Annotated in this window: 26 protein-coding genes; 9 read left to right on the plus strand and 17 right to left on the minus strand. The window is 58.5% G+C overall.

Annotation, left to right across the window (positions count from 1 at the left end):
- Positions 1-166: 166 nt before the first annotated feature.
- Positions 167-1261, plus strand: a complete 1095-nt coding sequence (gene apbC / locus KDX30_RS08015) for an iron-sulfur cluster carrier protein ApbC (RefSeq protein ID WP_231675446.1) — start codon at positions 167-169, stop codon at positions 1259-1261.
- Between the two features lie 140 nt (positions 1262-1401).
- Here apbC and KDX30_RS08020 read toward each other — a convergent pair whose 3' ends face one another.
- Entirely contained in the window at positions 1402-1611 is a 210-nt protein-coding gene (locus KDX30_RS08020) for a cold-shock protein (RefSeq protein ID WP_002554837.1), read from the minus strand.
- A gap of 310 nt (positions 1612-1921) precedes the next feature.
- Between KDX30_RS08020 and dcd the strand changes: the two genes are divergently transcribed.
- Together dcd and KDX30_RS08030 are read left to right on the plus strand one after the other, a co-directional pair.
- Positions 1922-2488 carry a dCTP deaminase gene (gene dcd / locus KDX30_RS08025; RefSeq protein WP_027898447.1) on the plus strand — a complete coding sequence of 189 codons (567 nt, stop codon included), beginning with the start codon at positions 1922-1924 and terminating at the stop codon, positions 2486-2488.
- Between the two features lie 118 nt (positions 2489-2606).
- Complete coding sequence (locus KDX30_RS08030; protein ID WP_027898448.1) at positions 2607-2822, plus strand: hypothetical protein; 216 nt, start codon at positions 2607-2609, stop codon at positions 2820-2822.
- Between the two features lie 112 nt (positions 2823-2934).
- Here KDX30_RS08030 and pdeM read toward each other — a convergent pair whose 3' ends face one another.
- The 13 genes from pdeM to KDX30_RS08095 form a co-directional block, all read right to left on the minus strand.
- The gene (pdeM, locus tag KDX30_RS08035) at positions 2935-3591 is read right to left on the minus strand and encodes a ligase-associated DNA damage response endonuclease PdeM (protein ID WP_027898449.1); all 657 of its coding nucleotides are present in this window, start codon (positions 3589-3591) and stop codon (positions 2935-2937) included.
- On the minus strand, positions 3588-6077 hold the full coding sequence (locus tag KDX30_RS08040; RefSeq protein ID WP_231675447.1) for a ligase-associated DNA damage response DEXH box helicase: 2490 nt from the start codon (positions 6075-6077) through the stop codon (positions 3588-3590). Before KDX30_RS08040 ends, pdeM begins: the two co-directional genes overlap by 4 nt.
- Positions 6078-6264: 187 nt before the next feature.
- Positions 6265-7029 (minus strand): ABC transporter ATP-binding protein, encoded by a 765-nt coding sequence (locus tag KDX30_RS08045; protein WP_099270375.1) that lies wholly within the window; start codon positions 7027-7029, stop codon positions 6265-6267.
- A 13-nt stretch (positions 7030-7042) separates the two neighbouring features.
- Complete coding sequence (locus tag KDX30_RS08050; protein ID WP_231675448.1) at positions 7043-8161, minus strand: succinylglutamate desuccinylase/aspartoacylase family protein; 1119 nt, start codon at positions 8159-8161, stop codon at positions 7043-7045.
- 9 nt (positions 8162-8170) lie between these two features.
- Positions 8171-8881: an ABC transporter permease gene (locus KDX30_RS08055; protein WP_231675449.1), complete on the minus strand. Its 711-nt coding sequence runs from the start codon at positions 8879-8881 to the stop codon at positions 8171-8173.
- A complete protein-coding gene (locus tag KDX30_RS08060; RefSeq protein ID WP_027898454.1) occupies positions 8878-9606 on the minus strand; it encodes an ABC transporter permease in 729 nt (242 codons plus the stop codon). The genes KDX30_RS08055 and KDX30_RS08060 overlap by 4 nt, the downstream gene beginning before the upstream one ends.
- An 85-nt stretch (positions 9607-9691) precedes the next feature.
- The gene (locus tag KDX30_RS08065; protein ID WP_027898455.1) at positions 9692-10474 is read right to left on the minus strand and encodes a transporter substrate-binding domain-containing protein; all 783 of its coding nucleotides are present in this window, start codon (positions 10472-10474) and stop codon (positions 9692-9694) included.
- A 315-nt stretch (positions 10475-10789) separates the two neighbouring features.
- Positions 10790-12505, minus strand: coding sequence for an ATP-dependent DNA ligase (locus KDX30_RS08070; protein WP_231675450.1), 1716 nt, complete (start codon positions 12503-12505; stop codon positions 10790-10792).
- Positions 12502-13572 carry a ligase-associated DNA damage response exonuclease gene (locus KDX30_RS08075; protein WP_231675451.1) on the minus strand — a complete coding sequence of 357 codons (1071 nt, stop codon included), beginning with the start codon at positions 13570-13572 and terminating at the stop codon, positions 12502-12504. The genes KDX30_RS08070 and KDX30_RS08075 overlap by 4 nt, the downstream gene beginning before the upstream one ends.
- A gap of 171 nt (positions 13573-13743) precedes the next feature.
- Positions 13744-16209, minus strand: a complete 2466-nt coding sequence (locus KDX30_RS08080) for a penicillin acylase family protein (RefSeq protein WP_231675452.1) — start codon at positions 16207-16209, stop codon at positions 13744-13746.
- 406 nt (positions 16210-16615) lie between these two features.
- Positions 16616-17257, minus strand: coding sequence for a glutathione binding-like protein (locus KDX30_RS08085; RefSeq protein WP_231675453.1), 642 nt, complete (start codon positions 17255-17257; stop codon positions 16616-16618).
- A gap of 106 nt (positions 17258-17363) precedes the next feature.
- A complete protein-coding gene (locus tag KDX30_RS08090) occupies positions 17364-17573 on the minus strand; it encodes an SEC-C metal-binding domain-containing protein (RefSeq protein WP_095101248.1) in 210 nt (69 codons plus the stop codon).
- 4 nt (positions 17574-17577) lie between these two features.
- Positions 17578-18066 carry an LEA type 2 family protein gene (locus tag KDX30_RS08095; protein ID WP_027898017.1) on the minus strand — a complete coding sequence of 163 codons (489 nt, stop codon included), beginning with the start codon at positions 18064-18066 and terminating at the stop codon, positions 17578-17580.
- Positions 18067-18167: 101 nt separating this feature from the next.
- On the opposite strand from KDX30_RS08095, the gene KDX30_RS08100 reads away from it, so the two are divergent.
- The gene (locus KDX30_RS08100; protein ID WP_099270369.1) at positions 18168-18680 is read left to right on the plus strand and encodes a hypothetical protein; all 513 of its coding nucleotides are present in this window, start codon (positions 18168-18170) and stop codon (positions 18678-18680) included.
- Positions 18681-18693: 13 nt separating this feature from the next.
- On the opposite strand, the gene KDX30_RS08105 is transcribed toward KDX30_RS08100, so the two are convergent.
- Entirely contained in the window at positions 18694-19167 is a 474-nt protein-coding gene (locus KDX30_RS08105) for a YchJ family protein (RefSeq protein WP_027898019.1), read from the minus strand.
- A 3-nt stretch (positions 19168-19170) separates the two neighbouring features.
- Positions 19171-19668: a DUF6231 family protein gene (locus KDX30_RS08110; protein ID WP_027898020.1), complete on the minus strand. Its 498-nt coding sequence runs from the start codon at positions 19666-19668 to the stop codon at positions 19171-19173.
- A gap of 266 nt (positions 19669-19934) precedes the next feature.
- Between KDX30_RS08110 and KDX30_RS08115 the strand changes: the two genes are divergently transcribed.
- From KDX30_RS08115 to KDX30_RS08125, 3 genes are all read left to right on the plus strand, one after another.
- Positions 19935-20636, plus strand: coding sequence for an OmpA family protein (locus tag KDX30_RS08115; protein ID WP_027902717.1), 702 nt, complete (start codon positions 19935-19937; stop codon positions 20634-20636).
- Positions 20637-20822: 186 nt separating this feature from the next.
- Positions 20823-21098, plus strand: a complete 276-nt coding sequence (locus KDX30_RS08120; protein ID WP_027902718.1) for a DUF1145 domain-containing protein — start codon at positions 20823-20825, stop codon at positions 21096-21098.
- On the plus strand, positions 21091-21849 hold the full coding sequence (locus KDX30_RS08125; protein ID WP_231675454.1) for a collagen-like protein: 759 nt from the start codon (positions 21091-21093) through the stop codon (positions 21847-21849). The genes KDX30_RS08120 and KDX30_RS08125 overlap by 8 nt, the downstream gene beginning before the upstream one ends.
- 175 nt (positions 21850-22024) lie before the next feature.
- Here KDX30_RS08125 and KDX30_RS08130 read toward each other — a convergent pair whose 3' ends face one another.
- Positions 22025-22489 (minus strand): CopD family protein, encoded by a 465-nt coding sequence (locus KDX30_RS08130; protein ID WP_027902720.1) that lies wholly within the window; start codon positions 22487-22489, stop codon positions 22025-22027.
- A 130-nt stretch (positions 22490-22619) separates the two neighbouring features.
- Here KDX30_RS08130 and dinG point away from each other — a divergent pair, with 130 nt between their 5' ends.
- Positions 22620-24764, plus strand: a complete 2145-nt coding sequence (dinG, locus tag KDX30_RS08135) for an ATP-dependent DNA helicase DinG (RefSeq protein ID WP_027902721.1) — start codon at positions 22620-22622, stop codon at positions 24762-24764.
- A gap of 214 nt (positions 24765-24978) precedes the next feature.
- Complete coding sequence (locus KDX30_RS08140) at positions 24979-26127, plus strand: serine hydrolase domain-containing protein (protein ID WP_231675462.1); 1149 nt, start codon at positions 24979-24981, stop codon at positions 26125-26127.
- The last annotated feature ends 16 nt before the right edge of the window (positions 26128-26143 follow it).

Consider the following 26143-nt stretch of genomic DNA (forward strand, 5'->3'; position numbering starts at 1 on the left):
TGCCCGCGATTGCGGTATTTCAGTCGAAATATTACCGCCCGGTCTCACGCTATCGCGGGCAAGCGCGCTCTTACGGGAATGATGATTCCAGCGAAACCATGCCGGTGGCACGCAGAAGCGTTAGGATAGCCGCCTGTTTTAGTCTGTCTTTATTCGGGAGTAGCCCATGAGCGCTGTTAATCGCGCAGCGGTGGAAGCCGTTCTTCGCCAATATACCGATCCTTATTTGAATCAGGACCCCGTGACCGCCGGGTGTGTGCGTGCCATTGAGATCCGCGACGAGCGCGTCAGTGTGCAGCTCGAGCTGGGTTACGCGGCCGGTCTGTTCAAGAGTGGCTGGGCGCAGATGCTGCAAATCGCCATTGAGGGTCTGGAGGGGGTGACCTCGGCCAAAGTGGACATCACCTGTGTCATCGAGCCGCACAAGGCTCAAGGGCAGATTCCCGGTCTGGCGAATGTGAAGAATATTGTTGCCGTAGCATCCGGCAAAGGCGGCGTGGGCAAATCCACAACGGCGGCCAATCTGGCATTGGCGTTGTCTCGCGAAGGCGCGCGGGTCGGGATTCTGGATGCTGACATCTACGGTCCGAGTCAGGGCGTGATGTTCGGCATCGCTGAAGGCACACGGCCTAAAATCAAGGATCAGAAATGGTTCGTGCCCATCGAGGCTCATGGTGTCGAGGTGATGTCCATGGCCTTTCTGACCGATGACAACACGCCGATGGTCTGGCGCGGCCCGATGGTTTCCGGTGCACTGCTGCAGTTGATTACGCAAACGGCATGGAATGATCTGGATTACCTGGTCATCGATATGCCGCCGGGTACGGGTGATATCCAGCTGACGCTGGCGCAGAAAGTCCCGGTCGCAGGTGCGGTGATCGTCACGACGCCTCAGGACCTGGCGCTGCTCGATGCGAAAAAAGGCGTCGAGATGTTCCGCAAGGTCAACATTCCAGTGCTGGGTGTCGTGGAAAATATGGCCGTACACATTTGCTCGAACTGCGGTCACGCGGAGCATTTGTTCGGTGAGGGCGGTGGCGAGAAGCTGGCCTCGCAGTACGACGTCGAACTGCTGGCTTCGTTGCCATTGTCGATGCTGATTCGCGAGCAGGCCGATGGTGGTAAGCCGACCGTGATGGCTGAGCCCGAAAGTCAGATTGCGATGGTGTATCAGGAACTGGCGCGGCACGTGGGTGCCCGGATCGTGCTGCAGGAAGCAGCTAGCCCGGCGATGCCAAGTATTTCTGTTAGCGACGATTAAAAGCTGCAGACCTGTGGGAGCGAATTCATTCGCGAAGGGGTCATTACGCTCCCACAGGTTCGGTGGCGATGCCGTAAGTATTTTCCACAGGCATAAAAAAACCCCGCCGAAGCGGGGTTCTTTAAGCGAATAAGTACAAGTTAGATAACTTGAACTTCTTCAGCTTGCATGCCTTTCTGACCGCGGGTAGCGATGAAAGAGACCTGTTGGCCTTCTTTCAGGCTTTTGAAGCCGTCAGATTGGATAGCTTTGAAGTGCACGAACAGGTCGTCACCGGATTGTGGAGTGATGAAGCCGAAGCCTTTTTCATCGTTGAACCACTTAACGGTACCAGTTTGGCGATTAGACATGGTGTATCTCCTTGGACAAAGTTAACTGCGACTCAGGAAGTGCCCTGGCCGAGACTGAGTGCAAAGAGCAGGAAAAATTCTTGGAGATGGTTGGATCGAAATTCAACATCGTGTAGAGATTCTCAGTGACACAAGCAACACAGTGACGCCACCTTAACGCTTTTTTTTGAGCATGCCAACCGTCAATTGAGGATTATTTCCATTCATGGGAAAAAGCATTGGCTTGCAGGCTGCTACAAGCTTTGAACCCAAAGCCGTGGCCCGGTAAGATGCCGGACATGTTTTTTCACCCAGCTATCAGGACATCGCCATGAGCATCAAATCGGACAAGTGGATTCGCCGCATGGCGCAGGAGCAGGGCATGATCGAGCCCTTCGTCGAGCGCCAGATGCGTGGCGAAGGCGCCAGTCGTCTCATCTCTTATGGCGTTTCCAGCTATGGCTACGATGTGCGCTGTGCAGATGAATTCAAGATTTTCACCAACATCAATTCTGCAATCGTTGACCCGAAAAACTTCGATGAAGGCAGCTTTGTCGACGTGAAAAGCGATGTTTGCATCATCCCGCCTAACTCTTTTGCTCTGGCGCGCACCGTCGAATACTTCCGTATTCCACGTAACGTGCTGACCATCTGTCTGGGTAAAAGCACTTATGCGCGTTGCGGCATCATCGTGAACGTGACGCCGCTTGAACCGGAATGGGAAGGTCATGTGACCCTGGAGTTCTCCAACACCACCACATTGCCTGCGAAAATCTACGCCAACGAGGGTGTGGCGCAGATGCTGTTCCTTGAGTCCGACGAAGAGTGTGAAGTGTCTTACAAGGATCGTGGCGGCAAATATCAAGGGCAGCGCGGCGTTACCTTGCCTCGCGCTTAACTGATATTTGTTACCGTTAAGCCTGGCGAAATTGAATTAGTCCTCAAATCGGCACTCTATTGACTGAATCGCTTCTTCTCACACTGCGTGAGCAGGGGATAACGCTCAGGAGTACCTTATGAAGAGACAGTCGAACGCCAGCGCCCAGGGGGCGGACCCGCGAGAGAATCATGTGGGTCTGCTTGCCTTGTCGTTACTCGCCTATCCGCAGTTCAACATGGTCGGCGGCGTACCAGGGCAACCAGGCCCGGATACCCCGAACGACTATCCTCAGCCGACGGAACCGGGCGAACCGACTCTGCCAGACGAGCCACCACCGGCTCCGGTTGCCTGAATAATTTCCCTGCCACTGCTGGCGCATGTATTGGCCAGCAGTGCTGCTGATGAATTTCAAATCACTCTGGATCATGCGCGCATCCGGATTAAATGTGCAGACTTGAATCGTTTCAGCCAGTCGCCCATACCGCTCCATCTCCCACCACGTAAATTCTGCTGTCCTGCTCACGCTCTACCTTGTACCCGCCGGTAAATGCCCCGAACGCGGGCAACAGGCTCGTGCGCTCATTGAGATAGAAGCACGCCAGCCGCAGGCGCTGACGTCCACGCCCCTGCAAGTGATAAACCGGATGAACATGCCCTGCCAGCACGTGATGGGTCGGGTGCGGATGAGGTTCATGCTGCAGCGCGAAGGGCCCCAACAGTAGCGGTTCCGGCACGGTCTCGATCATCAGGTCCGCAGGAGGATCTCCCGCGTGCTTATCATGGTTGCCACGGATCAGCGTGATTGCCAGCGTCGGATGCCGGGATCGCCAATTGCCGAGTGCCTCCAGCGTGGACGGCGTGCGCGACTGCCGCGCATGCAGGAAGTCGCCGAGGAATATCAGCCGGTCACAGGGATAGCTCCGCAGCAGGTCATCAAGGCGCTGCAAGTTGCTTTGGGTCGTGCCTTGTGGCACCGGCTGCCCAAGGGCGCGAAAGGCAGCCGCTTTGCCAAAATGCACATCGGCGATCAGCAAAGCTCGATATTCGGGATAGTAAATGGCTTTTTCAGCCAGCAACCAAAGCTCGGCACCTGCCAGTTGTACCGGGACGTGAGGATTCATGTGACGTCAGGTCCTGCTGCTTTTTCCAGGTCGCGCACCATTCGGGCAATCCGGTCTGCGAGCTTTTCCGAGCTCAGGCTTTCGCGCATACGCTCTACCAGCAGGGGAAAGGCCATCGGCGTAGCGCGTTTGATCAGATGGACGTCCAGCGTGCGTTGGTTGATGCGTTGCAAGGTGTGCTCCAGTCTCGCGACATCGAGCTCCTGACGCAGAACCTCTTCCTGGGCCTGTGTCAGCAGCAGATTGCCCGCGTCGTATTGTTTGAAAACCTCAAAGAACAGCCCACTGGACGCCTGTAGTTGCCGGTTGCTCTTCGGCGCACCGGGATAGCCGGAGAATACCAGCCCGGCAATGCGGGCGATTTCTCTGAAGCGTCTCAGGGCCAGTTCGCCCGCGTTCAGGCTGGCCATGATGTCGTTCATCAGATGCTCTTCACTGAACAGCTCAGGGCGTAGTTCTGCCTGCCAATCCACCTCGGTGGCGCTGAGCAGCTCAAAACCATAATCGTTGACCGCGATGGAAAACGTCAGCGGTGTATGGCGGCTCAATCGCCAGGCCAACAGGCTCGCCAGCCCCAGATGCACATGGCGACCGGCAAAAGGGTAGAGAAACAGGTGCCAGCCCTCCCGGGATTTCATGATTTCTGCCAACAGCGTGTTTTCCTGAGGCAGGGCGGACCACTGCCGCTGGACTTCCAGCAAGGGTTTGACGGCCTGCATTTCCGGGCTGATGAATTCTCCATGAGCCGCTGCGTCGAACTTTGTCACCACGGCAGCGGCCAATTCGCTGGAGAGCGGCATGCGCCCACCGTTCCAGCGAGGAACAGCGGCTTTTTTGCCGGTCGCTTTTTTCACATAGGCGGTCATGTTTTCGACGCGTACCAACTCCAGCAATCGGCCGCTAAACAGAAAGCCATCATCAGGCTTCAAGCGCGCAATGAATCCTTCTTCGACGCTACCCAGCGAGCCACCGCCGCCGCCTTTTTTCCAGTACTTCACGTTGATGCTGGCGTCGCTGACGATGGTGCCGATGCTCATGCGGTGACGTCTGGCAAGGCGAGCGTCCGGCACCCGCCAGACTCCATTTTCGTCGGGCTCCACACGTCGGTAATCCGGATAGGCGGTCAGCGAATGGCCGCCATGACGGACGAAGGCCAGTGCCCATTGCCATTCGTCATCGGTCAGTTCTCGATATGCCCAGGCCGTGCGTACTTCACTTAACAGGGTTTCAGGATCGAAGCCGCCGCCCAGCGCCATGCTGACCAGATGCTGGACCAGTACGTCGAGAGGCTTGTGTGGTGATTCTCTGGGCTCGATCATCCGTGCTGCTACCGCGTCATGGGCCGCAGCGGCCTCAACCAGCTCCAGGCTATGGGTTGGCACCAGCGTCACGCGCGATGGGCGGCCCGGTGCATGGCCCGAGCGTCCGGCACGTTGCATGAGGCGCGCGACACCTTTGGGTGAGCCGATTTGCAGCACACGCTCGACGGGAAGAAAATCCACGCCCAGATCGAGGCTGGAGGTGCACACCACTGCTTTGAGGTGGCCTTCCTTCAGGGCGCGCTCGACCCAGTCACGCACTTCCCGCGCCAGTGAGCCGTGGTGCAGGGCGATCAGTCCGGCCCAGTCCGGACGAGCTTCCAGCAGAGCCTGATACCAGACCTCTGATTGCGCACGTGTGTTGGTGAACACCAGGCAGCTGGCGCTGCTGTCCACTTCCGCCAGTACTTGCGGCAGCATACGCAAGCCCATATGCCCGGCCCACGGGAAGCGCTCGATGGAAGGTGGCAGCAGGGTGTCCACTCGAAGCTCTTTGGTGATCTTGCCTTGTACGCTGATGCCGCCTTCGCCGACCAGCACTTCCTGCGCGTGCTGTTGATTGCCAAGCGTCGCGGAAACGCCCCACACGATCAGGTCCGGATTCCATTGGCGCAAGCGGGCCAGCGCCAGTTGCAACTGCACGCCGCGCTTGTTGCCGATCAGTTCGTGCCACTCGTCCACGACCACCATTTTCAGGGTCGAGAACGTGCTTTGAGCGTCAGCTCGGGTCTGTAACAAGGTGAGGCTTTCGGGCGTGGTGATCAGCGCGGTGGGCAGGCGGCGGCCCTGTTTGGCGCGTTCGCTGCTGCTGGTATCGCCCGTTCGCAGGCCGACACTCCAGGGGATGTCCAGATCTGCCAAGGGAGCTTCGAGCGCTCTGGCAGTGTCGGCAGCCAGTGCACGCATGGGCGTTATCCACAACACGCTGAGCGGTGTGGCGGGCGGTTTGCGCTTGCGGGGTTTGTCGTCGGCTGGCGGTTTGACGGCTTGTGCGAAACGATTGAGCGCGGCGAACCATACGGCGTAGGTCTTACCCGAGCCGGTGCTGGCGTGCAGCAGGCCTGAGTGCCCCTGCTTAACGGCCGACCAGACCTCTTTTTGAAAGGGAAAGGGCTTCCAGCTGCGTTCCGAAAACCATCGCTGAGCGAAATCGGTGGGTCTGCTCATGCGCCGCTGTGTGCTCTGAAAGGGGGTATTTCAGAGACAGCGGAGCGCGTGTATTAGTTTGGTGCAATACCCTGTGGGAGCGAATTCATTCGCGAAGACGGCATTGCAGACCGCAGATATGCGTCGGATGTCCCGGCCTCTTCGCGAATGAATTCGCTCCCACAGGGATGGCTTGCAAGCCGCTTTCTTACTTCAAATTCCCGCTCAAGAACTGCTGCAGCCGCTCGCTTTTCGGATTGCCCAACACCTCATCCGGGTGCCCGGACTCTTCGATCTGGCCTTGGTGCAAGAACACGATCTGGTTGGCTACTTTACGGGCGAAGCTCATTTCGTGGGTCACCATGATCATGGTCCGGCCTTCTTCAGCCAGCCCCTGAATCACCTTCAGCACTTCGCCGACCAGTTCCGGGTCGAGCGCCGAGGTAGGTTCGTCGAACAGCATGATTTCCGGTTCCATCGCCAACGCTCGGGCAATGGCTACGCGCTGCTGCTGACCACCGGACAGGAAGGCGGGGTATTGGTCGGCAACGCGTTCCGGCAGGCCGACCTTGTCCAGATATTTGCGGGCGCGGGCTTCGGCTTCTTCTTTGGAAACGCCCAGCACCCGGCGGGGTGCCATGGTGATGTTTTCCAGAACGGTCATGTGCGCCCACAGGTTGAAGTGCTGGAACACCATGGCCAGCCGGGTGCGGATGCTTTGTAGCTCATCCGGGTCGGCAACGCGCATGTGGCCCTTGTCGCTGACCATGCGAACCTGCTTGCCGTCCAGGCTCATGGCACCGTCGTTCGGTTGTTCAAGGAAATTGATGCAGCGCAGGAACGTGCTTTTGCCGGAGCCGCTGGCGCCGATCAGGCAGATGACATCGCCGCTGCTGGCTTTGAGCGAAACACCTTTGAGTACTTTGTTATCGCCGTAGCTTTTATGCAGGCCATCGATGGTCAGTTTGTACATGACAAGCAAGTCCTCAAGGAGAAAGTAGGTAGCCGCTACGGTAGGCTTCGGTGCCTGCGACGTGAGCGATGACCATGCCGGCGGTGGCCATGCGGCGTAACGAACGCGCATAGAGCAGGCCGGGATTGAGCGTGTGGATCGGCGTGACGGTGTCACTGATCGGATCGATGATTTCTGCGATCAACTGGCCCGCCTCGACGTATTCACCGGGTTGGGCGCAAAACACCAGTAGCCCGCCGACGGGCGTGGCCACCGGTTCAACCGCCGCCAGTGGTGTGGCCGGGTAAAGCAATTCAGGAGCGGCCGAGATGTCACCGCCAATCGCACCGTAATGGATCAGGTAGTTGATCAGCGCCTGGCAGTCACGACTGGCCAACGGGTGATTGACATCGCCCTGACCACGCAATTCCAGCGTGACCGAAAAGCTGCCCATGGGAATCGCGAAGCGATCACCGAAGCGCTGCTGCAATTGCCACCAGACCAGCGTGAAGCACTCATCGAACGACTGGCCACCGGAGTCAGTCGCCAACAGGCTGGCTTGAGCCCCGAGGTAGCGCGAGAGCATTTCCACCTGTGGCCAGGCTTCAGGCGTGGTGTACAGGTGCTCGACGGATTCGAAGTCGCAATGCAGGTCCAGCACCATGTCGGCATCGCAGGCCAGGCGCTGCAAGGTCAAACGTTGCGATTGCAGTTGGGTCGATGCGATCTGCGCTTCAAGCGCTGCGCGCAGGCTACGACGGATCAACGGGGTGTTGTGCTGCGGATCAGCCGTGAGCTGTGTTTCAACCTCATCGCCCACTTGTACGCCGAGATCGATGAACCAGCGGTTGAAGTTCTGCCCGCTTTCCAGCTCATAACGGCCCAGCGGGACGTCCATCAGCACCTGTTCCAGACCGATAGGATTGGCCACCGGCACGACAACGATTTCACCGAGCAGTAAACCGGCATTTTCAAGCTCGCTCAGTCTCTGCTTCAGGTACCAGGCGACCAGCATGCCCGGCAGCTCGTCGGCGTGCAGCGAGGCCTGGATATAAACCTTGCAGACGCCGTTTTGCGGACCATAGTGAAAACTGTGGATCTGCCGCGCAGTGCCCGGCACCGGCGCGAGCAGATCGTGGGTGTCATGACGCATGGGCAGGTCCTAGTGAGTCGGGCCGAGAAAGGCCAGCCAGCGGCGTTCTGCAAGACGGAACAGACCGACCAGAATGAACGTGACGCACAGGTAAATAATGGCGGCGATACCGAACGACTGGAACGTCATGAAGGTTGCCGAGTTCGCATCCCGCGCGACTTTGAGAATGTCCGGCACAGTGGCGGTGAAGGCTACCGTGGTCGAGTGCAGCATCAGAATCACTTCGTTGCTGTAGAACGGCAGCGAGCGACGCAGGGCCGATGGCATGATCACGTAGGCGTAAAGCTTCCAGCCGGTCAGCCCGTAGGCTTTGGCGGCTTCGACTTCGCCATGGTTCATGCTGCGGATCGAGCCGGCGAAAATCTCGGTGGTGTACGCGCAAGTATTAAGGGCGAACGCCAGGATCGTACAATTCATCGCGTCGCGGAAGAACGAATCTAGAATCGGCTGCGCGCGCACGGCTTCGAGGCTGTAGATACCGGTGTAGCAAATCAGCAGCTGTATATAGAGAGGCGTGCCGCGAAACAGGTAGGTGTAGAACTGCACCGGCCAACGAACCCAGAAGTTGCTGGAAACACGAGCGATGGACAGCGGGATCGAGACCAGAAAGCCGATGGCGATGGATGCGCTAAGCAGCCACATGGTCATGGCGAGGCCGGTGATGTGCACGCCGTCGCTATAAATGAAGGGGCGCCAGTATTCCTGAAGCAGTTCGATCATCGTTGAGCCTCCCGGCTGCCTGCGGAATACCGCCGTTCAGCCCAACGCAGGGCAAAGTTCGAAGCGCTGGTGATCAGCAGGTAAATCAATGCAGCGAGGACCAGAAAGTAAAACAGTTGGTAGGTGCTTTTGCCGGCGTCCTGGGCGGCCTTGACCAGATCGGCCAGACCGATGATCGACACCAGCGCAGTGGCCTTGAGCAGCACTTGCCAGTTATTGCCGATACCCGGCAGGGCGAAGCGCATCATCTGCGGGAATACCACGTAGCGAAAACGCTGGGCGCGACTGAGGCCGTAGGCGGTAGCGGCCTCGACCTGTCCACGCGGCACCGAAAGGATCGCGCCACGGAAGGTTTCGGTGAAATACGCGCCGTAAATGAAGCCAAGGGTGATCACGCCTGCGCTGAAAGGATCAATTTCGATGTAGTCCCATTCCATTGCGTCGGTCAGCTGACTCAGCCAGGTTTGCAGGCTGTAGAAGATCAGCAACATCAACACGAGGTCGGGAACGCCACGGATCAGTGTGGTGTAGAGCTGCGCCGGCATCCGCACAATGGCGGCGCCCGACAGTTTTGCACTGGCGCCGATCAGTCCGAGCACGATGCTCACGAACAGCGACAGCAGCGATAATTTAACGGTCATCCATGTTCCTTCGAGCAGCAGAGGGCCGAAGCCTTTGAGGCTGAAGGAGGAGAGTCCGAGAGTTTGCAGCAGTGTATCGAACATGGGTAAAGCCTTTGACGGTCAATAAAACAAAACGCCCATGGAAATCGGCGGTGGATCATCGCCGAAATCCATGGGCGTCGGGGTGTTATTTACCGCTATACAGATTCAGATCGCCGAAGTGCTTCTTCTGGATCTCGGCATATTTGCCGTCGTCGTGTAACGCTTTGATACCTTTATCCAACAGAGCCTTGAGCTCTTTGTTACCTTTCGCGATACCGATCGCGGTTTTGGAAGGCAACAATTCGCTGTCGATTGGCTTGCTGACTTCGTAATCAGCACCTTGTGGCGACTTCAGGAAGCCCAGTTCAGCTTGCAGCATGTCCTGAATGGACGCATCAAGACGACCGGAAACCAGGTCGGCGTAAACCTGATCCTGGTTGGCATAGGCCTGGGTTTTTACACCCGCCTTGTCCAGTACGGCTTTGGCATAGGCTTCCTGAATGGTGCCTTGCTCATAGCCAACGGTTTTGCCTTTCAGGCTGGCCGGGTCAGCCGTCAGGCCTGCACCTTTTTTGAACACCAGAGAAGTCGGGCCGGAGAACAGTTCGTTGGAGAAGTCGATAACCTTCTCACGTGCCGGAGTCACGGTCATAGACGAGATAACGCCGTCGAATTTACGCGCTTTCAGGCCTGGAATCATGCCGTCGAAATCGCTTTCGACCCATTTGCATTTAACCTTCAGCTCGGCGCAGATAGCGTTGCCCAGGTCGATGTCGAAGCCTACCAGGCTGCCGTCAGCGGCTTTTGATTCGAAAGGTGCATAAGAAGGATCAACGCCAAAACGCAGTTCCTTGTATTCCTTGGCCATTGCATTGCCTGCAGCGAGACAAACAGCCAATGCAGAAAGGGTCAGCCATGCTTTTTTCATCGTTCAGTCCTTAAAACCAAATTGAGCGTTGGGAACACGCGAGGCTTGCTACCGGCGGGTGCCAGACCACAGAAGATAGCAATTTCCGAACCAAAGATACGAACGTGCGTTTTAAATGTACGGAGTTGTCGCAATGTTGACTGCTGACTTCGAGGGCGCTCCCTGTAGGAGTGAGCTTGCTCGCGATAGCGTCTTGCCAGCAGCATTGGGCATTAACCGACAACCCTATCGCGAGCAAGCTCACTCCTACAGAGGTTGGTGTTTCGCCCTAACAAGGTGCGCGAAAATTCAGCAGCCCCAAAAAGGGGCGGCATCCTACCCCAGCAAGTCCTGCAACGTCGACAAGCTATCGGCCTCGGCGACTGATTTATCCTGCCGCCAGCGCAACATGCGCGGGAAACGCACCGCAATCCCGCTCTTGTGACGCTTTGACAGGGCGATGCCTTCGAAGCCCAGCTCGAATACCAGACTTGGGGTCACACTGCTGACCGGCCCGAATTTTTCCACGGTGGTCTTGCGCACAATGGCGTCGACCTTGCGCATTTCTTCGTCGGTCAGGCCCGAATAGGCTTTGGCGAAGGGCACCAGTGTGCGCTGGCTGGATTCAGGCGGGCCGTCCCACACCGCGAAGGTGTAGTCGCTGTACAGGCTGGCGCGCCTGCCATGGCCGCGTTGCGCATAGATCAATACGGCATCGACGCTGAACGGATCGACTTTCCATTTCCACCAGACGCCCATGTCCTTGGTACGGCCCACGCCATATAACGAGTCCCGGGATTTAAGCATCATGCCTTCTACGCCCAGGCTTCGAGAGGCTTCACGCTGCACGCTCAAGTCCAGCCAGTCTTTGCCATTGATGACCGGGGAGGGCAGTAACACCGGACTTTTGCTGGTTTCGATTACTTTTTCCAGTTGTGCGCGCCGCTCATGTTGCGGGCGGCTGCGCCAGTCATGCTCCTGCCATTCCAGCAGGTCGTAGGCGAGCACCACGACGGGCACTTCCTCGAGGATTTTCTTGCCCAGCGTTTTACGGCCGATGCGTTGCTGCAGGAGCGCGAAGGGCTGGACCGATGGCTGAACCTGCGTGGTATCTGGTGGAGTATCGGCGCTTAGGACAAACTCCGCTTTATCAGCGGCTGATGTTTCTGGCGTCTTCCAGACGACTATTTCACCGTCAATGACGGTCCCGTCCGGCAGGCTTTGCACCAGGCTGTGCAACTCAGGGAAACGGTCCGTGACCAGTTCTTCACCGCGAGACCAGATCCACAAGCGACCTTCGCGCTTGACCAGTTGTGCGCGAATACCGTCCCACTTCCACTCCACTTGCCAGTTTTCCGCTGGCCCCAACAGACTTTCGAACTGATCCACCGGCTGCTGCAGGGCATGGGCGAGGAAAAACGGATAAGGCTGACCGCCACGCTGGGCGTGCTCGTCATCTGATTCTGCTGCGATCAGTTTGAGAAAGCCCTCGGCGCTGGGCCGGTGCGACAGATCCGTGTAACCCACCAGTCGTTGCGCCACGCGTTTGCTGTCGATATCAGCCATGGCGGCGAGGGCGCGCGTGACCAACAGTTTTGAGACGCCTACCCGGAAGCTGCCAGTGATCAGCTTGATGCAGACCATCAGACTGACCCGGTCCAACTGGCTCCAGAATGTAGGCAGGCGCTCGGCCAGTTCCTCCGGAGGCAGGCCACGCAGGGGCAGCAGCTTTTCCTCCATCCAGACGGCGAGGCCTTCGTCGGAGTCGTGTTCAGCCTCTGGTAACAGCAGCGCCAGGGTTTCCGCCAGATCACCGACGGCCTGATAGCTTTCTTCGAACAGCCACTCCGGCAGCTTGCCCAAGGTCATGGCCTGTTCGCGCAACAGTTTGGTAGGCACCAGCTGGCGTGGGCGTCCGCCCGACAGGAAATACACTGCCCATGCCGCATCCTGCGGTGGCACTTTCGCGAAGTAGTCGCGCATGGCGGCCAGCTTGGCGTTGCTTGAGGTCGTGGCGTCGAGTCGGGAATACAGCTCGGCGAAGGCTTTCATGCCGAGGCCTCGGTTGATTTTTCAGGTTTGGTTTCTTCTGGTTTTGTTTCTTCTAGTTTTGCTTCTGCGGCGCCAGAGTCTTCCTCATCGCCATATTCGGTGACGAAGCCTTGCGCATCGAGCCCGGACTCGCGCAGGTAACGCACCAGCACAGCCACTGAACCGTGGGTCACCATGACTCGCTCGGCCCCCGTCTGCTCGATTGCCCATAGCAGGCCCGGCCAATCGGCGTGATCGGAGAGCACGAAGCCTCGGTCCACGCCGCGGCGTCTGCGTGTCCCGCGCAACATCATCCAGCCGCTGGCGAAGGCATCACTGAACTCGCCAAAGCGCTTCATCCAGGTGCTGCCGCCTGCGGAGGGGGGCGCGAGGATCAATGCCTGTCGCAGGGCCGGATCGGTTTTCTTGAAGTCGCCGGCGTACTGCGTTTCGGGGATTCGTACCCCGGCTTCACGGTAGACCCGGTTCAAGGGCTCGACCGCACCGTGAACCAGAATCGGCCCGATCTCCGGGTCGATACCGTGCAGGATGCGTTGCGCCTTGCCGAAGGAATAGGCGAACAGCACGCTGGCTTTGCCGACGGCGGCATTGGCCCGCCACCAGTCGTTGATACCAGCGAAGATCTGCGACTGAGGCTGCCAGCGATAGATCGGCAGGCCAAAGGTAGATTCAGTGATGAAGGTATTGCAGCGCACCGGCTCGAACGGCTCGCAGGTGCCATCCGGCTCGACTTTGTAGTCGCCGGACGCCACCCAGACTTCGCCTTTGTACTCCAGCCTGACCTGGGCCGAACCCAGCACATGTCCCGCTGGATGCAGGCTCAGTTTTACGCCGTGGTGCAGCAAGGTTTCGCCGTACGCCAACGTTTGCAGGTTGATGTCCTGCCCTAGCCGCGAACGAAGAATGCCTTCGCCGGGCGCGGCGGCCAGGTAGTGCTCATTGCCGGTTCGCGCATGATCGCCGTGGGCGTGAGTAATGACCGATCGCTCAACGGGACGCCACGGGTCGATGTAGAAATCTCCGGGCGGGCAATACAAACCTTCGGGACGCGCGATAACAAGATCCATGGAATAACCGACTGGATGGGCTTGTTAGTTATGAGGGCGGGGCGGGGGAGGAAGTTCGAAGAACCTGAAGCTGATTGGTGGAACCCTGTAGGAGCTGCCGAAGGCTGCGATCGCGATGTGTCAGGAAGATCGCAATCGCAGCCTTCGGCAGCTCCTACAGAGGTGTTTATTCTATTTCCCAGGCACCAGCGTCAATCGCTTGCTGCCATAAGCCCGCTCGTAGTTCTGGGTTTGCAGCGGGATTGTCTGGTACTGGCCTTTCAACCAGGGCTCGATACTGTTGGTGTAATACGGACTGGCCGGGTTGCCGGACTGGCCGATGTTGATCAGGCTCAGCATCGGTTCGCTCTGGCCGAAGTCGATGATCATGCGCATGCTCGGCACTGCCTGGCTGTCGAAGTGCTGACCCCATGGATACGCCGCGATGTTCAGCGTGTTGTGGTCGCCCCCTGCTGCACTTGGGCCACGGTTGAAACTGTTGGCGGCGAAGTCGCTGCTTTGCAGGGTCGAGCGATGCAGCTTGCCCCATTGCCAGGCTTTGCGATCAGTGCCCATCAGGCTGTCACCGGCAGTGATTGCTGCCGCCAGACTGCGGGCCAGAATCGCGGGCTTGTCTTCTTTCTGCGGGGTTTTCGCGTCGTCCCAATATGGGCTGTCTTCGCGTCCCAGCAAATGATCGGCTTGTGCCGAGTACGACAGGCTGGCGTTCTGCACCAACGCTTTCCACGCCGGACTGGTTTCCGGGCCAAGCTCGTCAAGGAAGATCTGCTTGGCGCTTTCCTGCAGGAACAACTCATAAAGCGCCGCATCAGCAGAGGTTGGCGTGAGTTTGCCGTCGAATGCCATCAGCCGGTTAAACGCTTCCCGTGCTTTGCTGCGCTCAGCTTCAGGCAACGCGTCGATGGCCTGTTTCAGTGGTTTAACCATGCCCGGTGCTTCGAACATTTTTCTCAGCTTGGCGGCAAACGTCGTGCTCTGGTCGTATTGCATGGCAATGACGCTGCGGGTGTCCTGCTTGCCACTGTTGGCCAGTTCGGCAATACGCTCTGCACGCTCCGGGGCTTTCCACGAGTTGGACAGTTGCATGCCGTAACCCTTTGGGAAGGTCCTCTGGTTGGCGGTGCCGATCCAGCCCTGCTGCGGATTCTGATCGTAAGGGTGCAGCATGGCGTCAGCGAAGCCATCCCAGTCGTAACGGCTTTCCCAGCCCGGTGAAGGCAGCAAGCCCAGGCCTTCACGGCGATTCGGATAGCGGCCGGTGACTTGCCAGGCGACGTTCGACGCATCGGCAAAGACCATGTTCAGCGCGATGGCGCGGATTTCACGGCTGGCATCGAACGCCTTGTCGACGTTCGGCGCGCGGGACAGATCGAAGAACGCGTCCAGGCTCTTGTCGTCTTTGAAGTCCGGCGTTTGCAACGCCAGGCCCAAGCTGTTATTCAACTGACCTTCGCTCGGGTTGCTGTTGAGCAACGCGCCGTGACGGGTCGCAAAAACGGTTTCACGAATCGGACGGCCGCCTTTGACAATGAAGGTTTCTTCATGGGCCGTTGCGGGCAACCATTTACCATCGGCCAGGTACATCAGCCGATTGTTCTCACGTTTCAGCTTTTCCAGAAACAGGTCCTGGTTGTCGCCCATCACCGAGGCCATGGACCAGCCGAGCTTGCCGTTGAAACCACTCAGAATCAGTGGCAGACCGGCGATTGTCGCGCCAGCGGCCTGATATTTCGGGGCGCGGATCTGCACGAAGCTCCACGCGGAATTCAGCCCGGCAGGCAATTGCACGTCGTTGGCAAGCAAGCTTTTGCCGGTACGACTGCGTTGCGGCGCAATGGCCCAGTTGCTGGAGGCAGCAATGCCCAGCATGTTCAGGTCGGTCAGTTGCTGTGCGACTTTATTCAGATCGCTCAGGCCTGACACCTGTCCGCCAAGGTTCAGGCCTTTGAGCTTGTCGGCTTCGGAGAACGGCAGTTCTTCGTCCGGGTAGGTCGGGACCAGCCAGGCCAGCTTGTCGGTGCCGACTTTTTGCGCCAGCAGCAATGAGGACAGTTCTTCCTGAAGGTTTGCCGACTGGCTGAAGTTCAGCAGGCTGAAGATCAGCGCCGAGTCCTCGGGCTTCCAGTAATCCGGGCGATAGCCAGAACTGGCCAGATCTGCAGGCAGATTGTCGCGGTAGCGGAACAGGTAAGCATTGACGCCACGGGCATACACTTCAAAGAAGCGTTGCAGGCGCGGGGTGGACGCGTTGTACAGCTCGCTGGCGCTCTTTTTCAGATTCGCTGCGCGCATCAAGCGGTCGATATCCAGTGCGCCAGGCCCGGCCATTTCCGACAGCCGACCTTGGGCCAGCAGGCGCATGCTCAGCATTTGCGTGATGCGGTCGCTGGCGTGCACGTAACCCAGGGTGAACAGCGCGTCGTGAAAGGTGCTGCTTTCAATCAGCGGCATACCGAGGTTGGTTCGCCGTAGAGATACGTTCTGAGCCAGGCCTTTGACCGCAACGGTGCCGGAAGCAGGCAGCAGTGAGTCGCCTTGGCCCCCGCCTAATTGGCAGCCAGCAAGACTCAACAAACCCACCGTAGCGGCGGCAGCACCGAACCGGTTTACAACGTTGGAACGGGCTGGTGAGGCCATGGCGAAACTCCTGCGGGGGCTTAACGTATAAAAGGCGCTACGTTAGAGAGCGAGCAGGCACTGCGCAAGCGGGGGGAGGGAGTTTATTTCAGGATTTTTCAAAGCTCGTGAGGCTATTTGCAGCTGTGTGAGCAACCGGGACTTGGAGTCTCGGGGGACGAGGCAGTGTCAGGTTGACCGTCTCGCCAACAAGTTGCCTCCTACCTGGACTGCGTGACGGCTCTGCTCGGTAGGAGTCGCCCGCGTCGCTGACGCCGAAGCAAACATAGGACCTGTAGGAGCTGTCGAAGGCTGCGATCGCGGTGTAGCAGGATAAGTGCTTCGCAGCCTTCGGCAGCTCCTACAGAAAACGCATTTCAATCCAGTATTTTGCTGTTTTTGATGAGAGCAAACTTGTTCGCGAGGCTCAGATCTGTGGATTCACCTGATCAACCAGCGCATACGCCCGCTGGGTCGCCTCGCGCTCACTGATTGCATCGAACCAGCGCTTGATGTGCGGGAAGTCGTTCAGGTTCAGCTCTTGCCAGGTATGCCGCGCGATCCACGGGTAGATCGCCATGTCGGCGATGCTGTATTCACTGCCCGCGACGAACTCGCGATCGGCCAGGCGCCTTTCCAGCACGCCATACAAGCGCGCGGTTTCATCGGCATAGCGCTTGATCGCGTAGGGAATCTTTTCTTCGGCGGCGCGCCTGAAGTGATGATTCTGACCCGCCATCGGCCCCAGTCCGCCCATTTGCCAGAACAGCCACTGCAACGCTTCTTGCCTTCCGCGCAGGTCTTTCGGGATGAACTGACCGGTCTTTTCTGCCAGATACAGCAGGATCGCACCGGACTCAAACAGGCTGATCGGTTCACCGCCATCGGCAGGCTCGTGATCGACGATGGCCGGGATACGGTTATTCGGGGAGATTTTCAGGAATTCGGGTTTGAACTGATCGTTCTGGCCGATATTGACCGGGAAGACCTTGTACGGCAGACCGGCTTCCTCAAGGAACATCGACACTTTGTGGCCGTTGGGTGTGGTCCAGTAATGCAGGTCGATCATCAAAAACTCCTGTTGGATGGCGCGGACTGCAAGTTTTACTCCCTCAGGGCCCGGCCACACAAATGAAAACGGCCTGCAATGCAGGCCGTTCGAGTTTCACGTCAGCTTACGCGCCGTGGCACTTCTTGAATTTCTTGTCGCTGCCGCATGGGCAAGGATCGTTGCGACCAACGTCCTTCAAAGCGTTACGCACCGGCTCCTGATGAGCATGGCCGCAGTTCGGACCATGGACATGGCCATGTTGGTGGTCGTGATGGGCATGGTCGTCGTGATCGTGGTTGCAATCGGGGCCATGCACATGGGCTTGCTGGTTCATCGGGTTACTCCGGAATAAAATTGCCGGGCATTATCTCGCCGTTGCGTCCAATACGCACGTTATGCCGAAACAAAAAGCCGGTCTTGAGTTTGCCTTCGAGCCGGTAATGGATCGGCTGGTCGGTTTTTTTCAGCATTTTCGCGATCTGCTTCAAGTCCTTCCAGAGGTTGGTCCGGATCGGCACCACGAAATTCCGGCGGCTCTGGGCATCGACCACGAACCAGTCGGTTGACTCGCCTTCTGCCAGCACAACGTCATTGAGCATGATTTTGTAGCGCAGGCTGCGCACCAGCATGCTGCGATCATTCGGGTTGTCGACGCGAAAGCGCAACTTGAAGTCCTGCTGCAGTAGCCTGGCCTTGACCACCTCCACTTTGAGCAGGTGTACCTCAGGCTCCTGATAGTCGCTGACGCGTACGGATGAACAACCGTTCAGCAGCGACAGCAACAGGCCAACGCCCAGGACTCGTATGACATGCGCCTGTGAAAACATGTGGATGCTCCATGTGAAGCCATTGTTTGACAAAGCGACTGCCCATTCCTTTTTGATGAAGCTGCGGCATACTTCTCGCACGTGCACCCAGAGTATGACCAATGAATCTGTATGAAATTATATTCAGTGGCCAATTGGTCCCTGGTGCCCAATTGGACAAGGTCCAGGCCAACCTCGGCAAGTTGTTTCAAAGCGACGCACAACGGCTGGAGTTGCTGTTCAGTGGGCGTCGACTGGTGCTGAAAAACAATCTCGACAGTGAGGCTGCCGAAAAGTATCGCTCGACCCTGGAGCGTGCCGGGGCGCTGGTCGAAGTTCTGGAAATGCAAACGCTAAAGGCTGAGACAGATGCCGTTGCCAGGCCATCTGCACAGCCCGGCCGACTAGAAGTTACTCCCAGAGATGTGTACATGGCGGCCTTTGTCGGCGTCGATGCTCCTGATCTTGAAGTGTGCGAGGTGGGCAGCGACCTGCAGGATCAAAAGCCTGCAACGCCTGCGCCATCCGTGGATTTTTCGCAGTTCAGTCTCGCACCGACTGGAAGCGAGCTGGGTCAGCTACCGAACACGCACGCCGGGCCTGTTCCGGACACTTCACACTTGAAGCTCGTGTGAAGCGCAAAGCCTTTTAACTCACGTAGCTGGCGCAGCACTTTTTGTACTTCTGTTCACTGCCGCATGGGCATGCATCGTTACGCCCGGCCTTGAGCCCTGCGTTGGGATCGATGAAATACCAGCGGCCCTGATTCTGTACAAAAGAAGAACGTTCCCGGTGGCTGTGTTCACCGCTGCCGTCATGCCAGCGGGCGGTGAAGGTGACGAAAGCATGTTCAGGTTTACCGCCGAATACTTCCGAGCTTTCCACTTCCAGACCCAGCCAGGTGCTTTGCAGGCTCCACTGACTGATCGACTCGCGATCCAGCCCGGCTTTCTGCACCGGCAGCGTGGTGTCGACCAGGTAATCAATCAGGCCAAGCACGTAGGCGCTGTAACGTGAACGCATCAGTTTTTCCGCGCAAGGCGTAGGCTGGCCAGCGTGGAACGGTCCGCAACAGGCTGCCAGCAGATCCCCACTTCCGCAGGGGCAAATCGCGCTATTCATAGCTCACCACCAGTATTTGCCGAAGTTTTCCGGATTGGCCCAGAACCGTGCGTTGAGCCAATCGGGTACTTGTTTGTATTCGCGTAGATCGTAGGTGTACAGCGTCAGCACCTGTTCATCGCGGGTGAAGCGTTCACTGGCCTGCAGCGCCAGTGAATAGAAGTCTGTGTCTTTCCAGCCGCAGGCTTGCAGGTCAGCCAGTACGGCAATGCGGCTGGCGTTCAGGTTGCGGATGCCGCCGAGCAGTTCCAGCCCCTCGCGCTTGGTAATGTGTTCGAGGCAATCGACCACCAAGGCCAGGTCAAAGCGTTGCGCGGCCAGTTCGGGCGGCAGAACGCCCGGTTTGGCGTGGGCCAGTCGAGTGTCGGGATGGGCTTCCTGAAATGCCTGTAACGCAGGGAACGCTTCGGCGCCGATCAACAGCAAACGTTTGGGAGCCTGCAGGTCGAGCAGGGCGGCCAGAGCCTGTTGCGGTGTGCGCGTGGAAAAGCCTTCGCTCATCAGAAATCCTCTTTATGACCTGCAAGACTAGCCTGTGGCGAGGCGTGGGCCTAGCCCTGGAGTTCACATAGCCTCGGTAGGAGCCAACTTGTTGGCGAGGCGGTGGGACTGATACACCGCCTCGCCAACAAGTTGGCTCCTACCGAGAGGTATATCGCTCCAGAAGGCCTGAAACCCCAATAAAACAAGGCTAAAAGTGGCGGGCTGGCACTTTGCTGTCTTTACTCCATGAGCGGCGGATTGGGCCGAACCTTGGGAGAAAACTAATGAGAATAATCCGGACAGCATTACCTCTGATTTTGGTTACCAGCGTTTTAACCGGTTGTGCGGGCCTGCAGAAGACTGACTGGCCACTCTGCGCATTGGGCGGCGGCGTGGCGGGTGCGGCGGCGGGAGCATTTCAGAGCGCAGCCGTATCAGCCGGTCTGGGGGGCGCGGTGGGTATTATGGCTGGCGCGTATTGCTGGGTTCATGGTGATGGCGACGATGACGGCGATGGCGTGAAAAACAGCGTCGACAAATGCCCGGATACACCAAAAGGTGTTGCCGTAGACGCGACCGGTTGCCCGTTGGCGCCGCCAGCTCCACCCGTAGTCGTTGAAGAGGTGGTGGTCGTCAAGGAGGAGGTCATTGTCATCAATGACGTACTGTTCGAGTTCGACTCTGCGCGCCTGACCGCTGCCGACAAGTCGAAGCTTGATCTCATCTCTACCCGTCTGAAACGCGAAGCACCCAGCGCACAACTGCGTGTCAGCGGTCACACCGACAGTGTCGGCAGTGACACTTACAACCAGAAGCTCTCCCAGAAACGTGCCATGTCGGTGACTGACTACCTGGTAAGTACCGGGATTCCACGCAGTGCATTTGTTTCTGTTGAAGGTGACGGCGAAGCGCGTCCGGTTGCCGACAACTCGACTGCCAGTGGTCGCTCCCTGAACCGTCGTGTCGAGATTCAGATCAACCGTTAACGCAGCACCTCCAAGCACTGGCCCGGCATGCGTGCCGGGCCAGTGCCGATTCAGCCGATACCCGTGTCAGATTAAATTTCGGTCGTGCGCTGGCATATTTCACCTCGCAGGCGTTTACTGTGCGCGCAGAATTTTCTCGCAACGATAAGCGTTTGCAGACATGACAATTACGGACAGGCTCTGGCAATGAAGGTGTTTTGGGGATTGGGGAAACTGTTGACCGCAGCGTTCTGGCTGGTGGTTTTGTTCAGTTTGATGGTGGCGCTGCCGACGCCGTTTGATCCTCTGATCAAGCTTGCGGGCGGCCTTCTAGCGCTGATTCATGTCGCTGAGCTGTTGCTGTTCAATGGCAGCTTGCGCGGACGTCCACGTCCCTGGCGCGACCGGCTGCGTATTCTTCTGTTTGGCATCTTCCACATTAAGTCTCTCCCGAAAAAAGCCCAGGAGGCCGCTCATGCGTAAGCTTTGTTTGCTGGCTGCCTTTTGCAGCCCTTGGGCCATGGCTCAGACCACCACTGTCGAATCGCATTCACTGATGCGTCTGCCAAGCCAGACCAGCGTGTTGCAACTTGAGCGCCTGGAAGTGGCGGATTACGGCACCTTGCTGATTCCGTCCGGGCTGACTGAGGTGAAAGTCGATCAACTGGTGTTGGGCCACGAAGCGCGCATCGCCATTGTACCCAGCAGCCAGGCGCTCAATCTGGTGGTCCGCCAGGGTGAGCTGGGCACGGGCAGCCAGATTACTGCTCGCGGCGCACCGGGTACTTATGAAAAGCCTCCATTACCGGGTCGTAACCTGAACTTGCGCGTCGAGCATTTGCAGGGCGAAGAACTATTCGTCGATGCCCGGGGCGGTGCCGGTTCGCCGGGATATGTCGGCCTGGATGGAGCAAATGGTCAAGCGCCGGGGTGTGTAGTGGGCAGCGCTGGACGCGGTTACAACGGCGATAACGGCGGCAATGGCCACGACGGCGCGGCCGGTGCGCAGGTGCGTCTTGAACTGCCGCGGGACTTTCCGGTTGAGCGCATCAAGGTGGACGTTCAGGGCGGAGCCGGTGGTTTGGCCGGTGCCGGCGGCAAGCCGGGTAAAGGTGGCGCATCCAAAGGTTGCTTCGTGTATCGGGCGGATGGCGGCAAGGCCGGACGCGCCGGTGACGCGGGTCAGCCGGGTGCGGCTGGACCTGCTGGTGCGTTGACGTTGCAGCGGTTGTAACGTCCCGCGCGACAACCGCTAGACCTTGTTGGAGCCAACTACAGCTATCTGATCTGGAATGCTTCGTTACCCGTAGGAGCGCGCTTGCCCGCGATTGCGTCAGCACAGGCGATATATCCACCGACTGACAGACCGAATCGCGGGCAAGCGCGCTCCTACAGGTTCCGGAGTTTATTCAGAAGCCAGGCCGGGCCGCTGCAATCGCCACGACCGCGAGGCCGACCAGCAAGTTGATACCCACCAACCGTCGAATCCGGCCCAGCGCCGCTGCACCCTCAGCCCATTGTTCGGCTTCAACCGCACGCCGCAGTTCGGGCAGTTGCAGTGACTGAATGCGGATGAACAGCGCGGTCATCACCACGTATAACCCCATCATCACCTGCACATAGCGCGGCGCGGTCTCGAAGCTGACGAACTGCAGCTGGATCATGCCGACCCCGGTAATGGGCAAGACCACCACGACTGCCCAGACCCAGACAAAAAATCGCGGAAACACTTCCAGCCACAATTTCAGGCGGGCCGGACCCTGTAATGCGCTGACGACCGCTGGTCGCAGGACCATCCAGGCGAAAAACATGCCGCCAACCCAGACCAGCGCGGCCAAAACATGCAGGGTGTAGACGAGGGAAAAGGGTGTCATCAGGTACTCCGTTCTGCGCGGATGGAATTTGCGGGGTATGATAGCCGCCTGCTGGAACTACTGAAGATATATCCAGCGTTTTACGCTTTAATTTTTACCGATGCCTGTAGCGCCCGAGCCAACAAAACCCATGATCAGCAACGAACTCAAATCCCAGATTCAGGGCGCCTACTCGCGTTTCCTCGAAGCCAAGAGCCTCAAGCCGCGCTATGGCCAGCGTTTGATGATCGCCGAGGTCGCCAAAGTACTGGGCGATATCGATACCGATGAAGAGGGCCGACGCACCAGCGACCCCGCGGTCGTGGCGGTTGAAGCGGGCACCGGTACTGGCAAGACTGTCGCTTATGCCATCGCGGCAATCCCCACCGCCAAGCTGGCGGGCAAGCGTCTGGTGATCGCCACCGCGACCGTCGCGCTGCAAGAGCAGATCGTCCACAAGGACCTGCCCGACCTGATGCGCAACAGCGGCCTGAACTTTACGTTCTCGCTGGCCAAGGGGCGTGGCCGCTACATGTGCCTGTCCAAGCTCGACATGTTGTTGCAGGAAGGCGACGCGACCAACGCCACTGCACAGCTTTTCGAAGAAGAAGGCTTCAAGATCGAGGTCGATGAGGCCAGTCAGAAACTGTTCACGAGCATGATCGAAAAGCTCGCCGGGAATAAATGGGACGGCGACAGGGACAGCTGGCCGCAGGCGCTGGAAGATCAGGATTGGGCGCGTCTGACCACTGATCACAGCCAGTGCACAAATCGCCATTGTCCGAACTTTCAACAATGCGCCTTCTATAAAGCTCGCGAGGGTATGGGAAAAGTCGACGTGATCGTGACGAACCACGACATGGTGCTGGCGGATCTGGCCTTGGGGGGCGGTGCGGTATTGCCCGACCCACGTGACACTTTGTATGTGTTCGACGAAGGGCACCACTTGCCTGACAAAGCGATCGGCCATTTCGCACATTACACGCGGCTTCGTTCCACGGCTGACTGGCTGGAGCAGACTGCCAAGAACCTCGCCAAGCTGCTGGCGCAAAATCCGCTGCCGGGCGATCTGGGCAAGTTGATCGAGCAGGTGCCGGAGCTGGCCCGGGAGATCAAAGCGCAGCAGCAATTCATGTTCAGCGCTTGCGAGCAACTGGCTGATTTCCGCGCCGGTGAGGACATGCAAGGGCGAGAGCGCCCGCGTCATCGGTTCATCGGTGGCGTGGTGCCGGAACACATTCGTGAAATGGGCATCGAGTTGAAGAAAGGCTTTGCCCGTCTTGATGACCTGTTTACCCGTCTGGCCGACCTGCTCAAGGAAGGCATGGATGGTGAAGTGAATATCGGTATCGCCAGCCATCAGGCCGAAGAATGGTATCCGCTATTTGGCAGCCTGCTGGCCCGGGCCCATGGCAACTGGGAATTATGGACGGCCTTCACCGCTGAAGACCCGGAAGACAGTCCGCCCATGGCGCGCTGGCTGACTTTGGCAGACAGCGGTGCGTTGTTTGATATCGAAGTCAACGCCAGCCCGATCCTGGCGGCCGAGATGCTCCGTCGCAATCTGTGGAACGTTGCTTATGGCGCGTTGGTGACCTCCGCGACGCTGACTGCCCTGGGCAAGTTCGACCGCTTCCGAATGCGTGCCGGTCTGCCCAAGGTGGCTGTGACGGCGGTCGTGCCCAGTCCGTTTCATCACGCCGACGCCGGGGTGTTGCGCGTGCCGGATCTGAAAGCCGACCCACGTGATTCTGTGGCGCACACCGCTGCGATCATTCGCGAGTTGCCGGGGCTGGTCGAAGGCTCGCGGGGCACCCTGGTGCTGTTCTCATCGCGTAAACAGATGCAGGACGTTTTCGATGGGCTGGAGCGCGACTGGCGCAAGCAGGTGTTCATCCAGGGCAACCTGTCTAAGCAGGAGACGCTCAACAAACACAAGGCCCGGGTCGATGGTGGTGATTCCAGCGTGCTGTTCGGGCTGGCAAGCTTTGCCGAAGGTGTCGACTTGCCGGGCGCGTATTGCGAGCACGTGGTGATTGCCAAGATTCCTTTTGCCGTGCCGGACGATCCTGTCGAGGCGGCTCTGGCCGAGTGGATCGAGGCGAGGGGTGGCAACCCGTTCATGGAAATTGCCGTGCCGGATGCTTCATTACGGCTGGTCCAGGCCTGCGGTCGTTTGCTGCGTACCGAGGAGGACCGCGGAACCATCACGCTGCTGGATCGGCGAGTGGTAACCCAGCGTTACGGCAAGGCGATCCTGAATGCTCTGCCGCCGTTCAGGCGCGAAATTTCCTGAAGGATGCAAGCCCTGGTAGGAGCGAACTTGTTCGCGATGCTGTTTGGCAGGCGCTGCCTGTTTGTCGTTTGTGCCAACGCTTCGCGAACAAGTTCGCTCCTACCGGTCAGGGGCCATCAAGTCCTTGGGTGGTGATCCGCGTCTGTTCACAAACTCCTCAATCGCTGAAACAATGCACGCCACTTTTTTCATCAGCCAATCCGGGAGCCAGCGGGTGCAGATTCAGGGTCATTTCGAGCTTAAGTTCGAGGCAGTGCGCGACGCGTTTGCGGCGCTCTTCGACGATACCCAGGAGCGCGGCGCAGCGCTGTGCATTCAAATTGGCGGTGAAACCGTCATTGACGTCTGGGCTGGCACGGCCGACAAGGACGGTGCCGAGGCCTGGCACACCGATACCATCGCCAACCTGTTTTCCTGCACCAAACCCTTCGCCGCGGTCACTGCACTGCAACTGGTCGATGAAGGCAAACTGAAGCTCGACGAGCCTGTCGCCCGCCTGTGGCCTGAATTTGCAGAGGCAGGTAAGGGCGCAATTACTCTGCGCCAATTGTTGTGTCATCAGGCCGGTCTTCCTGCTCTGCGCGAAATGCTCCCTGCTGAAGCACTTTATGACTGGACCACTATGACCGAAGCGCTGGCCGCAGAAGAGCCTTGGTGGACGCCCGGACAAGGCCATGGCTATGCCGCGATCACTTACGGTTGGCTGGTGGGCGAAGTGCTTCGTCGCGCGGACGGGCGCGGGCCCGGCGAGGCCATCGCTGCACGCATTTCTCGTCCGCTGGGGCTGGATTTCCACGTCGGCCTGCCTGATGAAGAATTTCATCGCGTTGCGCACATCGCTCGCAGCAAAGGTAATGCAGGTGATGAGTCTGCCCAGCGCTTGCTGCAAACCACCATGCGCGAGCCCAACTCGATGACGGCAAGGGCGTTTACCAACCCGCCGTCGATCATGACCAGCACCAACAAGCCCGAGTGGCGGCGCATGCAGCAGCCAGCCGCCAATGGGCACGGCAATGCCCGCAGTCTGGCCGGGTTCTACAACGGTCTGCTGGATGGCAGCTTGCTGGAACCTGAGCTGCTCAACGAACTGACTCGCGAACACAGCCTAGGCCAGGACAAAACGCTGTTGACCCAGACCCGCTTTGGTCTGGGCTGCATGCTTGATCAACCCGATGTGCCAAACGCTACCTACGGTCTGGGCCCGAAAGCATTCGGTCATCCTGGCGCTGGCGGGTCGATCGGCTTTGCTGACCCTGATCGCGACGTTGCATTCGGCTTCGTCACCAACACCCTCGGCCCCTATGTATTGATGGATCCGCGAGCACAGAATCTGGTGCGGGTGCTAGGTGAGTGTTTGCGCTAAGTTGTCGTCATAAGTG

Source organism: Pseudomonas quasicaspiana, from assembly GCF_021147825.1.
In the GTDB taxonomy this organism is placed as follows: domain Bacteria; phylum Pseudomonadota; class Gammaproteobacteria; order Pseudomonadales; family Pseudomonadaceae; genus Aquipseudomonas; species Aquipseudomonas quasicaspiana.

Coding starts and splice junctions, on each gene's coding strand:
- apbC (WP_231675446.1), top strand. CDS start 167: ATGAGCGCTGTTAATCGCGCAGCGGTGGAAGCCGTTCTTCGCCAATAT.
- KDX30_RS08020 (WP_002554837.1), bottom strand. CDS start 1,611: ATGTCTAATCGCCAAACTGGTACCGTTAAGTGGTTCAACGATGAAAAA.
- dcd (WP_027898447.1), top strand. CDS start 1,922: ATGAGCATCAAATCGGACAAGTGGATTCGCCGCATGGCGCAGGAGCAG.
- KDX30_RS08030 (WP_027898448.1), top strand. CDS start 2,607: ATGAAGAGACAGTCGAACGCCAGCGCCCAGGGGGCGGACCCGCGAGAG.
- pdeM (WP_027898449.1), bottom strand. CDS start 3,591: ATGAATCCTCACGTCCCGGTACAACTGGCAGGTGCCGAGCTTTGGTTG.
- KDX30_RS08040 (WP_231675447.1), bottom strand. CDS start 6,077: ATGAGCAGACCCACCGATTTCGCTCAGCGATGGTTTTCGGAACGCAGC.
- KDX30_RS08045 (WP_099270375.1), bottom strand. CDS start 7,029: ATGTACAAACTGACCATCGATGGCCTGCATAAAAGCTACGGCGATAAC.
- KDX30_RS08050 (WP_231675448.1), bottom strand. CDS start 8,161: ATGCGTCATGACACCCACGATCTGCTCGCGCCGGTGCCGGGCACTGCG.
- KDX30_RS08055 (WP_231675449.1), bottom strand. CDS start 8,881: ATGATCGAACTGCTTCAGGAATACTGGCGCCCCTTCATTTATAGCGAC.
- KDX30_RS08060 (WP_027898454.1), bottom strand. CDS start 9,606: ATGTTCGATACACTGCTGCAAACTCTCGGACTCTCCTCCTTCAGCCTC.
- KDX30_RS08065 (WP_027898455.1), bottom strand. CDS start 10,474: ATGAAAAAAGCATGGCTGACCCTTTCTGCATTGGCTGTTTGTCTCGCT.
- KDX30_RS08070 (WP_231675450.1), bottom strand. CDS start 12,505: ATGAAAGCCTTCGCCGAGCTGTATTCCCGACTCGACGCCACGACCTCA.
- KDX30_RS08075 (WP_231675451.1), bottom strand. CDS start 13,572: ATGGATCTTGTTATCGCGCGTCCCGAAGGTTTGTATTGCCCGCCCGGA.
- KDX30_RS08080 (WP_231675452.1), bottom strand. CDS start 16,209: ATGGCCTCACCAGCCCGTTCCAACGTTGTAAACCGGTTCGGTGCTGCC.
- KDX30_RS08085 (WP_231675453.1), bottom strand. CDS start 17,257: ATGATCGACCTGCATTACTGGACCACACCCAACGGCCACAAAGTGTCG.
- KDX30_RS08090 (WP_095101248.1), bottom strand. CDS start 17,573: ATGAACCAGCAAGCCCATGTGCATGGCCCCGATTGCAACCACGATCAC.
- KDX30_RS08095 (WP_027898017.1), bottom strand. CDS start 18,066: ATGTTTTCACAGGCGCATGTCATACGAGTCCTGGGCGTTGGCCTGTTG.
- KDX30_RS08100 (WP_099270369.1), top strand. CDS start 18,168: ATGAATCTGTATGAAATTATATTCAGTGGCCAATTGGTCCCTGGTGCC.
- KDX30_RS08105 (WP_027898019.1), bottom strand. CDS start 19,167: ATGAATAGCGCGATTTGCCCCTGCGGAAGTGGGGATCTGCTGGCAGCC.
- KDX30_RS08110 (WP_027898020.1), bottom strand. CDS start 19,668: ATGAGCGAAGGCTTTTCCACGCGCACACCGCAACAGGCTCTGGCCGCC.
- KDX30_RS08115 (WP_027902717.1), top strand. CDS start 19,935: ATGAGAATAATCCGGACAGCATTACCTCTGATTTTGGTTACCAGCGTT.
- KDX30_RS08120 (WP_027902718.1), top strand. CDS start 20,823: ATGAAGGTGTTTTGGGGATTGGGGAAACTGTTGACCGCAGCGTTCTGG.
- KDX30_RS08125 (WP_231675454.1), top strand. CDS start 21,091: ATGCGTAAGCTTTGTTTGCTGGCTGCCTTTTGCAGCCCTTGGGCCATG.
- KDX30_RS08130 (WP_027902720.1), bottom strand. CDS start 22,489: ATGACACCCTTTTCCCTCGTCTACACCCTGCATGTTTTGGCCGCGCTG.
- dinG (WP_027902721.1), top strand. CDS start 22,620: ATGATCAGCAACGAACTCAAATCCCAGATTCAGGGCGCCTACTCGCGT.